The 8,746-nt window shown below is 68.4% G+C and carries 7 protein-coding genes and 2 pseudogenes; 6 read left to right on the top strand and 3 right to left on the bottom strand.

The genetic code is table 11. The features are described 5' to 3' along the window. The 5 genes and pseudogenes from IE242_RS39020 to IE242_RS37200 all read left to right on the top strand — a co-directional run. Positions 1–178 (top strand): annotated as a pseudogene (locus tag IE242_RS39020) (NF041680 family putative transposase); the annotation flags it as partial. 203 nt (positions 179–381) lie between these two features. Further along, the gene (locus IE242_RS37185; protein ID WP_189867512.1) at positions 382–1,107 is read left to right on the top strand and encodes a dienelactone hydrolase family protein; all 726 of its coding nucleotides are present in this window, start codon (positions 382–384) and stop codon (positions 1,105–1,107) included. 327 nt (positions 1,108–1,434) lie between these two features. Next, positions 1,435–2,250 carry a DUF899 domain-containing protein gene (locus IE242_RS37190; RefSeq protein WP_189867514.1) on the top strand — a complete coding sequence of 272 codons (816 nt, stop codon included), beginning with the start codon at positions 1,435–1,437 and terminating at the stop codon, positions 2,248–2,250. A gap of 317 nt (positions 2,251–2,567) precedes the next feature. Continuing rightward, positions 2,568–2,948 carry an ArsR/SmtB family transcription factor gene (locus IE242_RS37195; protein ID WP_189867516.1) on the top strand — a complete coding sequence of 127 codons (381 nt, stop codon included), beginning with the start codon at positions 2,568–2,570 and terminating at the stop codon, positions 2,946–2,948. A 328-nt stretch (positions 2,949–3,276) separates the two neighbouring features. Then, positions 3,277–4,059: a TSUP family transporter gene (locus IE242_RS37200; protein ID WP_189867518.1), complete on the top strand. Its 783-nt coding sequence runs from the start codon at positions 3,277–3,279 to the stop codon at positions 4,057–4,059. 155 nt (positions 4,060–4,214) lie between these two features. On the opposite strand, the gene IE242_RS37205 is transcribed toward IE242_RS37200, so the two are convergent. Together IE242_RS37205 and IE242_RS37210 are read right to left on the bottom strand one after the other, a co-directional pair. Further along, entirely contained in the window at positions 4,215–4,703 is a 489-nt protein-coding gene (locus tag IE242_RS37205; protein WP_189867520.1) for a hypothetical protein, read from the bottom strand. Between the two features lie 34 nt (positions 4,704–4,737). Next, positions 4,738–5,578, bottom strand: a pseudogene (locus IE242_RS37210) (SPDY domain-containing protein). Positions 5,579–6,764: 1,186 nt separating this feature from the next. On the opposite strand from IE242_RS37210, the gene IE242_RS37215 reads away from it, so the two are divergent. Further along, positions 6,765–7,679: an IS982 family transposase gene (locus IE242_RS37215; RefSeq protein ID WP_189867522.1), complete on the top strand. Its 915-nt coding sequence runs from the start codon at positions 6,765–6,767 to the stop codon at positions 7,677–7,679. A gap of 234 nt (positions 7,680–7,913) precedes the next feature. Here the strand turns inward: IE242_RS37215 and IE242_RS39425 are convergent, their stop codons facing one another. After that, positions 7,914–8,663: an HsdM family class I SAM-dependent methyltransferase gene (locus IE242_RS39425; protein ID WP_373299691.1), complete on the bottom strand. Its 750-nt coding sequence runs from the start codon at positions 8,661–8,663 to the stop codon at positions 7,914–7,916. Positions 8,664–8,746 lie beyond the last annotated feature (83 nt).

Genomic DNA, 8,746 nt, shown 5'->3' on the forward strand with positions numbered 1-8,746 from the left:
GAACCTCCGCCCGCACCTGCACTGCCCAGCCCGTGCGCCGAAACCCTCAACGCCCGGACCAGGAAAGCCGGGTGGCTCGAAAAACCGACATCCCGCCACCCGTCACGACGTGGGCAAAACAACCAGTCGACCCGAGACCATCGCCGAACGTAATCGCCTCAAAGCTCACAAAGGTTAAAGAACAAGCTGAGAGCCTGTGAACAATCCCCGTCTGCGCGCAGCGGCGTCCGGTGCGCCCGCCCTTCGGGCGGACGGCGGTTTGTCCACAGGCTCGGAGCTGAACCGCTGACGGGGTGGTTCCGGAATACGCCAGAGACCTGCCTTCTGCCAGCGGCAGAACACCGGCCCGACCGGGCTCGACGATCACTACAGTCCAAGCTCATGACGACAGTTACCACGCGCACGATCGCATACGCGGCCGACGGCCTGACGATGATCGGGCACCTCGCGCTCCCGGCCGGTGTCGACCGCCGACCCGCGGTCCTGGTCGGGCCCGAGGGGATGGGGCTCAGCGACGTCGAGCGCCGCCGGGCCGAAGCGCTCGCCGAGCTGGGATACGTGGCGCTGGCCTTCGACCTCCACGGCGGGCGCTATCTGGGCGACCCCGAGGAGATGTTGGCCCGTTGCACGCCACTGCTCGCCGACCCCGACCGGATGCGAGGCATCGGCCACGCGGCGCTCGACGTGCTCCGCGCCGAGCCGCGGACCGACCCGGACCGGATCGCCGCCGTCGGCTACGGCACCGGGGGCGCAATCGCGCTGGAACTCGGGCGCGACGGCGTCGACCTGCGCGCGATCGCGACAGTCAACGGACTGATTACGGGCCGACCAGGCGAGACGGCGCGCATTCACTGCCCGGTGTGGGCCGGGGTCGGGTCAGAAGACCCGATCATGCCGCCCGCGCAACGGGACGCATTCACCGCCGAGATGCAGGCTGCGGGCGTCGACTGGCGCCTCGTGGTCTACGGCGGCGCCTTGCACGCCTTCCATCACCCACCGGTCGACCACATCGTGCTTCCCGGGGTCGGTTATCACCCTCAGCACGCGCAGCGAGCTTGGCGGGACGTCGTCGACCTGCTCGCCGAGTGCCTGCCCATAACGGAGTGATCGGGGCAGACCGGGGTTTGTTCACAGGCTCTGGCATCTGATGTCCACCAGCTGATGGGTACCCCTGAGATCGACCCGGGTCCCCGTCGCGTTATTCGGTCCGTCGTTCAACCGAGTGAAAGCGCCAGCGAGCATCGCGCGCGTCGTCGTCCGGGGCCCCACTTTTCAGAAGTACGTCTGCGAACCGGTCAGACCGACGTGGTCCATGCCAACTCGGCCGAGGGCGCCCTCGCTGCGATGAGTTTCGACCCGGGCGCGGGTCTGTTCTAGTGACCGTCGTCGGACGACGTACGACGCCGCCCGGCACGAGACACCACGGAGGTCACCGTGACGACCACGCCGAACACCTCGGCCGGCGCACTGCCCGGCCGCCCGCCCATCGTCGACCTGGCCACCTGGCAGCGGGCCCGTGACGAGCTGCTGGTCCGCGAGAAGGCCCACACCCGCGAGGGCGACGCCCTCGCCGCCGCCCGCCGCCGGCTGCCGATGGTGGAGTTCGACGGAACGGTCGAGGTCGTCGGACCCGACGGCCCGGTCCCGTTCCTCGACCTGTTCCAGGGCCGCGACGAGCTCGTGGTCTACCAGCACATGTGGTACGACGGCGCGCCGCCTCAAGGGCAGTGCGAGGGCTGCACCACCACGGCCTGGCATCTGAAGGACGCCGTCTACCTCAACGCCCGCGGCGTCTCGTTCGCCATCCTGACCACGGGCCGCTGGGAGGAGGTGGCCTCCTACGTCGCGTTCATGGGCTACACCCAGCCCTGGTACTCGGTGCGCGGCGTGGACCCGCCGGTCGGCGGCGACATGGGCTACCTCGCCTGCTTCGTGCGCGACGGCGACCGCGTGTTCCTCACCTACTCCACCACGGGCCGAGGCACCGAGCCGGTCAACGGGTCCCTCGCCCTGCTCGACAGGACGCCCTACGGCCGCCGCGAGGCGTGGGAGGACACCCCCGAGGGCTGGCCCGAGCCCCCGCAGGCCGACTCGCCGGTCGGTGGCCATGGCTCGCCGATCAGCTGGTACTGGCGCTCGGACGCGGACGGGAAAGCCACCTGGGGCCCGACCAGCCGCCCCGTGCCGCAGTGGACCCGCCCCGGCGCGACCCCCGTGGAGACCCTCGGCCGGCACGGCCCCCACCACTGACGCGGCTTGTCGACGGCGCGGCGGTGTCGACAGGAGGTTTCGGGCACTGCGTGGGAAGCTCCGGACGATCGCAGGTGCCCTGTGTGTGGGGAGCTCCACCGAGCAGATGCGGGGCAACTTCCAAGCAGGGGGCGGTCACTTCCGGGGAAGCACCATCACGGCGTGCCAAACGGCATGCCGAGACGGGATTGACCGCCTCCTGCCTCCCATACCAACAGCCCAACAGCCGCTGAACCACTCTCTTAACGACAGGTGAACCCACAGTCTGATCAATTTCGACCGTGCACGATCGATCACCTAGCGTCTATGGTCAGTAGATGGCTGTCATTGCATTTCATGCTTCGGAAGACGGTATCTTCGAGGGCGGCTCGTGCGGGCCGGGACTGAACTGCGAACCTCTGGACCGCTCCGAGGCCGAGCAGTTGGTCACAATCTTGAAGTCCATAGCCGATCCCACACGGCTGCAGCTCTTCCGGCTGCTGGAGCAGGCCCCCAACGGAGAGGCGTGCGTGTGCGATCTGGCCGACAGCCTGGAACTACGCCAGTCCACCATCAGCCACCACCTGAAGATCATGACCGAGGCTGGACTGCTCAACCGCGAACGGCGCGGGACCTGGGCCTGGTTCTCCATCAACCACGAGGGCCTGAGCCGAGTGGGCGCCATACTGGATCCGGCGCCTCGAATAACGTGTGACTGATGGCTGTCGTCCGACGTGACCGGCCTCGCCCGGTGAACTCCCGTGACGCGCACCGCTCCGGGGCTCTTGGGTCTGCGAGACGAACGGTGTAACCGGGTCGTCGAGTTACTGGCGGGCTGCTGAGGGGCGGCCGTCGAAGGTGGGCGCGCTCACGCCCGACAGCGGCACCCGGTTCGGCGCGGCCGGCCCACAGCCAGATTCATCAGGGCCCCGCCCCTCCGCCTGCATCCACGCTGGATCCCCCACGAGTCAGGACACCGCAGGCCGCCGCACAACAGCGGCGGACCGGGACGGATACTGAGCAGACAGCTCGGACGGGGGGGGAAGGGTGGACTGGTCGGCGGGCGTTCTTGGGTTGGCCGCAGGCGTGCTGATCGCCCTCGTCACCGCACCGGTAGGCGTCTCCGGCGCCGTGTTCCTGCTTCCCGTCCAGCTCAGCGTGCTCGGCGTACCCAGCCCCGCCGTCACCCCGACGAATTTGCTCTACAACGTCGTCGCCGGACCGGGCGCCCTGCTGCGCTACCGGCGCAACGGTCTTCTCTACGGCCCGCTGACCCGCCGCCTGCTCGCCGGCACGCTCCCCGGAGTCGTCCTCGGCGCGTTCATCCGCGTGTTCGCCATCCCAGGACCAGCTGTCTTCCGGCTCCTGGTCGCCGCCCTGCTGCTCCCACTCGGCCTGTGGCTGATCGTCCGCACCCTGCGCCCCACCATTGCGAGCACACCGGCCGAGCCATCGCCGCGTACGGTCACCGCACTGGCGGTGGCCGTCGGAACGGTCGGCGGCATCTACGGCATCGGCGGCGGCTCGATACTCGGGCCCATCCTGGTGGGCCGCGGCGTCCCCGCCGCCCAGGTCGCCCCTGCCGCGCTCACCTCCACCTTCCTGACCTCACTGGTCGGCGCCGGTACCTACGGACTGCTGTCCCTCACCGGAGGAAGCGGCATCGCCCCCGACTGGCTCCTCGGACTGGCCTGCGGACTGGGCGGGCTGATCGGCGGCTACCTGGGCGCTCACCTGCAACCTCACTTGCCCGAACGGCTCCTCCGCCTCCTGCTGGGCGCCCTGGCCGCCGTAGTTGGTGCACTCTACGCAGCGCAGACTCTCAGCTGAGGATCGATCCCGGCGGCGACGACATCGCGTCAGTCGCGGTGATACTCGTCAGCCTGAGCCGTGCCGTTGTTGCCGCAGCCGGGCCCTCGAGGAAAGCGGCCGAACGGACAAATGAAAGTCGCCTGAGTGGATGGGCTCCCTGATTGGTGAGGGGGTCAGCGGCTGCGCACGGAGGGCCGCGCCGGAGGGGGCAGCACGGTCGTCCCGGCGGAGCGGCCCACAGCGCGCACGGGCGAGGCTGCCTCCCAGACGCCGGGGAACCAGACGCGGGTGTACTGCTCGATCGCGTCACGCAGTCCCGTGGTCACGGCGCCTTCCCAGGGCGGCTGACCGGGTCGGTGGTACTTGTCGAACGTGCCGTACTTGCTGCTGTCGCGGGAGGTGTTGCGGGCTTCATCGCGGCGGTGGAAGGTGCCGTGGTCCACAAAGCTGAGTGCCACGGCGTCGATCTCGCCCCGATCGGCGTGGATGACGGCCGCTCGCAGACCACCGTACGTGTCCGCGTAAACGGTGCCCGTGAAGCTGATACGCAGCCGCAGAGGCCCGCCCGGGACGGGAGCGGCGTAGTAGGTGTTGCCGACGACGGTGCTGTCGGTGAACGGGAGACACAGCTCAGTGAAGAATTCGGCAGCTCGTAGAGACAAGGAGGACTCCCGGCGGTAGCGGACGAGCGAGGGATCACCGGCGAGGGCCGGGCACGGCGGGGCGGCTGGTGGTGCTCCGACGCGGGACGCTGGAGGTGGGCAGCGTGGCCGGGCGGCGGGATGCTGCCCTCTGGACGTCGAGCGGCGTGGGAGCGGGTGGAACCGGCGGGAGAATCGGGGCGAGCTGGGCGAAGCCCTTGACGTAGCTGTAGGCGTCCTGCCGCCAGCGGGGCAGTGGTGCGGGGTCGGAAACGCACTCGGTGACCGCCCGGACGAGGGCGACGGGGGTGTCGGTGCTGGCGGTGGCGTACCAGAAGGGGCGGGCGAGGGAAGTGCCGGCCCAGAGTTGCCAGCGTGTGTCGCGGGTGGTCAGCTCGGTTTCCGGGTCGAGGTGTCCTGTGGTGAACTCCAGCCCGGCGAGCCCGTCGGCCGACTGGACGGCGAACACGCCCCAGCGGGGGCGGTCGATCTGCCAGCCACGCTCGATGAGCGGTACGACCGCGAGGAACGGGTCATGGTCCCTGCTCCTGGAATCGGGGGCCGCGAGGTATGCGTCGGGCCCCTGCTCGTACGCCGCGGCGAGCGCGGTGGTGAAGGCGGTGACGAACTCCGTCGGACAGGAGTCGTTGAAGCAGACGCCCCAGGCGGGCGGTGCGCCACAAGCCGTCGTCTTCGCCTTCCGGCAGGTAGCCGAGACGGACCCTGCGGTCAGGAGCGTTCAGGTAGGCGTTGCCAAGGTCGTCGTTCTGCAGGTTCCAGCCAAGGTCGCGAAGCGAGGCGAAACCGTGGTCACCGATTGCGGTGGTGCCGGCGAGATGGCGCGGGGAGACGTAGACGTCCCCGTCGATGGTGTGGAGGTCGTCGCGGGATGGCATGCGGCTCCTGAGGGAAAGGGAGACGACGATGGGACAGCCGAGTGGTGCGCAGAAGGCTGTCTGCAGGGCCTCGGGCTGGCCGGTGTAGTGCAAGGCGCATAGTCCGCCAGCTCCCGGCGGCGTGGCAGCTGTCGGCACGGTCGTCGCTGGAAAGGCGCGCTGCGGGTCGCTGGCGCGGTTGCGGCCAGGGCGTGCCGGTAGGCGTCCGAGGCGGGCTTGCCGTTGCTTGAATTGGGAGTTCAAGTGGATCGATGGGATCGGGCTGGGCGGGTCGCGGCGTATGGGGCAGCGCTGGCGCTGACGCCCTACCTGCTGATCAAGGTGTCGTGGGTGGTTGGTTCGCTTTTGGGGCTGCTGCCGGTCGGGACCGGATTCGGCAAGGCGGAGTGGGTGGTGCTCAACAGCGCCACGATCGGTATGGCAGGGATCGGGATCGCGGTGGCGCTTGCGCTGGTGCGGCCGTGGGGGATGCACATACCGGCAGCGCCGTTGGCTTTCTGCGCTTGGGTGGGGACGGGGTTCCTTGTCCCTGTGCTGCCGTACGCCGTTCTCAGTTCGCTGCTGGGCTCGGAGGATAACAATCCGAGGAGCGGGGGTGACGCCGCCCCGTCGATGCCGGTCTGGGAGGCCGTGCTGGTTCAGATCGGGTTTGTAGGTATGGGGCTGGGTCTGGCCATCGCGCTGCCCACGTACTTGCGGCGGCGCTGGCCGGACGCGTTCGCGGGTCGGCTCGGCGACCGCGGGGAAGGCTCGCCAAGGACGCTGCCATGGATGACGGTGGTCGGCGCCGTAATCGGTCTCATCTGGCTGTACTGGGCGGTGGGCGGTACCGCAGGGGTCGCCCACCGCAGCGAGCGGGACCTCGCCTGGCATGTACTGTCCGGCGTCTTCGGGCTCTGGGCGTTCGTGGCGTCCGCCGCCACCTGGGCTGCCGTCCGAGGCCGGCCCGCACGAGTCCCCCGATGGGGCCCGATGCTGTTCGGCTGGCTCGGCTCGGGCTCATTGTTCGCCTGGAGCGGCTGGAAGCTTCCGTTCACCCTGTACCTGGCAGTCGCGCAACCGGCCGATGCGGCCCTGCCGGAAAACCTCGCGCTCGCGGCGGTCCTGCACCTTGCAGCGGTGGGGGCGGGCGCCGCGATGCTGCGAGCGCTCGTTCGTACGCGGCTGGTGTCATCGAACTCTTTATGTGACGAACAACCTGGACACCCTCGCGACGGCACTGTATGCGGCGACCGACGATCTACTGAAACAGAGCCCGGACCTGGCGCCGTGGCGGCCCGCCGTGGGTATCTCACCGCAGCTCACCGACGCCGAGCTGGTCACCCTCGCGATGATGCAGGTGATGCTCGGGTTCACCTCCGAGGCCAGGTGGCTCCGGTATGCCCGGGCCCACCTTCGCCACCTCTTCCCGTACCTGCCGCAGCAACCCGGCTACAACAAGCGGCTGCGCAAGGCCGCCGAACTGCTACGTCGCATCACTCGAATCCTGGCCACCAGCACCTCGGTGTGGAGTGACGACGTGTGGATCGTGGACTCCACGCCCGTGGAATGCGGCCGCTCACGGGAGACCGTCAAACGCTCTGACCTGGCCGGATGGGCCGAGTACGGTTACTGCGCCAGCCACAGCCGCTTCTTCTGGGGTCTGCGCCTGCACCTGATATGCACCCTCCAGGGGCTGCCCATCGCCTTCGCCTTGACGGGAGCCAAGGCCGACGAGCGCGAGACCCTGCTTGACCTGCTCGCGGCCGAACCGCACCTCCTCGCCGCCCGGCCCGCCCAAACAGTGATCGGCGACAAGAACTACTTCGGCCGCACCTTCGAGCGCGAACTCGCCCAGCAGGGTATCCAGTTGCTACGGCCGACCCGCAAGGGTGAACAGCAGCGGCCCGGCGGATCGCTGTTCAAACCGCTGCGACAAGTCATCGAGTCGGTCAACGAAACGTTCAAGGGACACCTCAACCTCGAACAACACCGAGGACGCACACCCCGCGGTGTCATCACCCGCGTCCTGCAGCGCATCCTCGCCCTGACCGCCGTGATCTGGCACAACGATGCCACCGGACAGGACACCCTCCGCTCGCTGACAACGTACGACCACTGACCCCTTGGAATTGACCATCTAGGTCACGCAACTCCGCATCAGGTTCCATCACGCCTCGGCGCTGCTGCACTTCCCCTTGATCGTCGCGCACCCCGATCGCGTTTCGGACGCTCCTCTCGAAGGCGGCACTTCGCGGCCAGGTCAGGCCGACGGCCGCAGCCGCGCGCCGCAGTGCTGAGGCAGCACCGGAGCTGGTGGTCCAAGCAGTTCCGACGAGCCCACGCAGCGCACCAATTAGCTTCTCGGGGTGTACCCCTTGCTGGATCGGCCGCAGGGTGGCGAGCCGGTCCAGGGCGTCGGTGGTGAGTTCGAAGCGCAGCCGCAACGGGCGTTCGATGACAATCTGCCGGTAAAGCAGGTCCTCGTTCCGCACGACGCCCACCTGGTCGCGGGGGGGGATCCCCCAATCGGGGCCGACAGTGCCTCTTCGTAGAGCCGGACGATCTTGTCGAGTTGATCAGGACCGAGGTACTTCCGCTTGCTCCCCGATGACTGCCGCGTTTTCTGCCAATGGTCCTGTGCCTTGACCAGGGCCACCCTGCCCTGATGCGCTGGCTTCTTTCGGTTGCTCAGGACCCAGAGGTACGTGCTGATGCCGGTGGTATAGAAGAGTTGGTCAGGCAGAGCGACGATGCCCTCGAGCCAGTCATTCTCAATGATCCATCGCCGGATGTCACTCTCGCCCGAGCCAGTGGCTCCGCCCTGCATAGGAGATCCACTGAAGAGGACGACAACGCGGCTTCCGCCGTCACCAGAGGCGTCCGCCGGTTTCATCTTCGCCAGCATGTGCTGGAGGAAGAGCAGCGATCCGTCGCTGACACGCGGCAGCCCTGCGCCGAAGCGTCCCTCATAGCCCCGCTCATACTCAGCACGGACTCGCTCCTCGGCGTTTCTCCAGCTAAGCCCAAACGGAGGGTGCGCCAACAGGTAGTCGAAGTGCTCGTTGCCAAAGGTGTCCTCCCGCAGGACGTTCCCGAACCGAATTTGTGCCGGGTCGCGTCCGCTACTGACTTCGGCTCATTAGGGTGATCTCTCGCGATGTGCCTGATGCGACCGGGGTGCGGGCT

The sequence above is a fragment of the Streptomyces poonensis genome (genome assembly GCF_014650915.1).
In the GTDB taxonomy this organism is placed as follows: Bacteria; Actinomycetota; Actinomycetes; order Streptomycetales; family Streptomycetaceae; genus Streptomyces; species Streptomyces poonensis.